The organism is Psychromarinibacter sediminicola, from assembly GCF_029168335.1.
Classification (GTDB): Bacteria; Pseudomonadota; Alphaproteobacteria; order Rhodobacterales; family Rhodobacteraceae; genus Psychromarinibacter; species Psychromarinibacter sediminicola.
The window spans coordinates 1-1,631 of the sequence record NZ_JARGYC010000185.1 but is presented as its reverse complement, the minus strand read 5'-3'; the positions used below and the strand labels follow the sequence as shown (position 1 = coordinate 1,631).

1 protein-coding gene is annotated in these 1,631 nt (G+C 45.6%); it reads right to left on the bottom strand.

The features are described from left to right. Positions 1-226: 226 nt before the first annotated feature. A complete protein-coding gene (locus P1J78_RS24810; protein WP_275570049.1) occupies positions 227-1,390 on the bottom strand; it encodes a lipopolysaccharide biosynthesis protein in 1,164 nt (387 codons plus the stop codon). Positions 1,391-1,631: the final 241 nt, after the last annotated feature.

Sequence of the window (1,631 nt, the reverse complement as noted above, 5' to 3'; positions counted from 1 at the left end):
CGGACAGGTGCGTCCGGAAGTCGGCGAAACGGTGCCAAACCCGGCCGACGCAGTCTGCTTTGCCGCTCTTCACCGCCGGTTCCCAGCGCTCCAAACAGACCGAGGTAGAAAATGCTTGGAAGGCTGGGTCAGGTGCCCGTAGGCTCATCGGCAACCGGCCAAATGGGAAATGTCGGTTCAACTTAGTTTTCGGTTGGGCACTCAAAGAATAAATGCTCGAAGCAGATCAAATATTCCTAAACGCCATAGTATCTATACCAATAGCAGATCGGAGCATCCGATAAGTTACAAACTTCCAAACCAGAATAGAAAAAGCGGTTGCAAGCGCGGCCCCAATAACACCCAAAGCAGGGACCAAAATATAGTTTCCGATAACATTCGAAACTATACCGAATAGAGAGGCAATTAAATTTCTTTTTTCATGCCCAGTCATATTGAGTATAATAGAGCAAGGACCGAGCAGCAAAGAAAGAAGTTGTCCCGCAAAAAGAATAAGGAATGGAACCAGAATACCCTCGTACTCATAAAGAGAGAATATTGATGAATAGGCCAAAAGCAATATTAGAACAACGAAGAACGATATGAAACCAAATCCAGTCGCAAAACGCGACGCGGAAATTGCTTCACGTTCAAGCCCTGCCAAGTTCTCAGAGAAGTAAAGTGACGCAAACCGTTGCGAACGTGCGCTCAACACAGCATTATGCCCAAATTGGGTTAATGCAACAATAGAAATTGACAGCTTATACACCGCAACATCCTCAAAGCTAGCGAGCTGAGAGATCATAATTATGTCCACATTAGATTGCAGCACGACCATTCCACCAACGAGAGAAAGGGAAAACATCGAACCATACCACGCTCCCCAAAGCTGCATATCGATTTGGCGAAAATGTATGCGCCTGTGCAACGACGAAATCAACAAGACGACGAAGCTACATAAGACTGCTGCTAGGCCTGATAGAGCATATACCTGAAGAACAGATGACAAATACTTCAGCTTGTAGCCGACGAAAAATAGCAAGACGAAAATCGCGAGCAAAAAAATAAACTGGCGAAAGAAAAATTCAGGAAGTTGTCCCAGGTGAACTCTGCCCGAAGACCTCAAAATCGCAGAAATAACTGCGCACACTGATGTAGAAAATGATATCACCCAGGCAACTCCAAGAACCCTAAGTCCACTAATATCGATCGTTAAAACTCCTGTCTTATAAAGCAAAAAAATGACTACCCCGCTAATCGTTGAAATAGATATAATGTTGACCGATAGCCAAACTATCAATGAGCCATATGTTCGAATATAATTCTGTTTTTCGACGCGCGACAGCTCTCGAATTATCAAATTTACACAGCCCTTCTGCACCGGGATCGTAATTAGGGTTATGAGGGTCAAGGCAAATACGTACTGCCCGAAAACCGAAGGCAACAAAATGGCCGCTAGGGTGAAGGTTATGGAAGCTGACAGCGCTGCAAATGCTATTCTCAGAAAAGCCGAAACTGGAAGATCATATCGAGAGGGATTCATTTGACTCGACCCTTGATTTAGAGCGTTTGCCCACCGACATGAATCGATTGGGGATTCCCATTCGGCCGAGGGACTGATTCACTGACCCTGGGGCAGATACTGGGGGCAG